The following is a 398-nucleotide window of genomic DNA, read 5'->3' as shown; positions in this document are numbered from 1 at the left end:
GCTCTTCCGATCTGATCGATATCATTAACGTCAAGGTCCACGATATATATATCGGGATAATCAGTCGGAACGCAATCGTAAAGTGAAAAATTATCTATGGTGACCAGGACGCGACCGTCCGGAAGAAGAGCACCTGATACAAAATCTTTTGGATAAGAAATTCCTTCGTATATGAACTGGACTGTTACCTTTTTTAATTTCGGCATGTTATAATCTCCTTTAAGATATAGTTTGTTTTTACGGCTCGCTTTGTGTTCTCAGCACAGGGCGGGCTAATTCTTTGCCAACTTTTCGACTATTTCCATTAAACTTGCGCTCATCAGCCAGTTAAGGTCGACCTCTTCGGCTTCGTAATCCAAGCCTATGTTAATGTACGACGTAGCTTCCAGGTCCACTTT

Annotated in this window: 1 protein-coding gene; it reads right to left on the bottom strand. The window is 41.7% G+C overall.

The features are described 5' to 3' along the window. On the bottom strand, nucleotides 1–206 hold a 206-nt coding region (locus tag CVN76_RS02085; RefSeq protein ID WP_157805466.1), incomplete at its 3' end, for a hypothetical protein. Between the last annotated feature and the right edge of the window lie 192 nt (nucleotides 207–398).

This window comes from Bacillus sp. mrc49 (genome assembly GCF_002803435.1).
The sequence above is the reverse complement of the archived record's forward strand: the minus strand, read 5'-3'. Positions and strand labels throughout refer to the sequence as shown.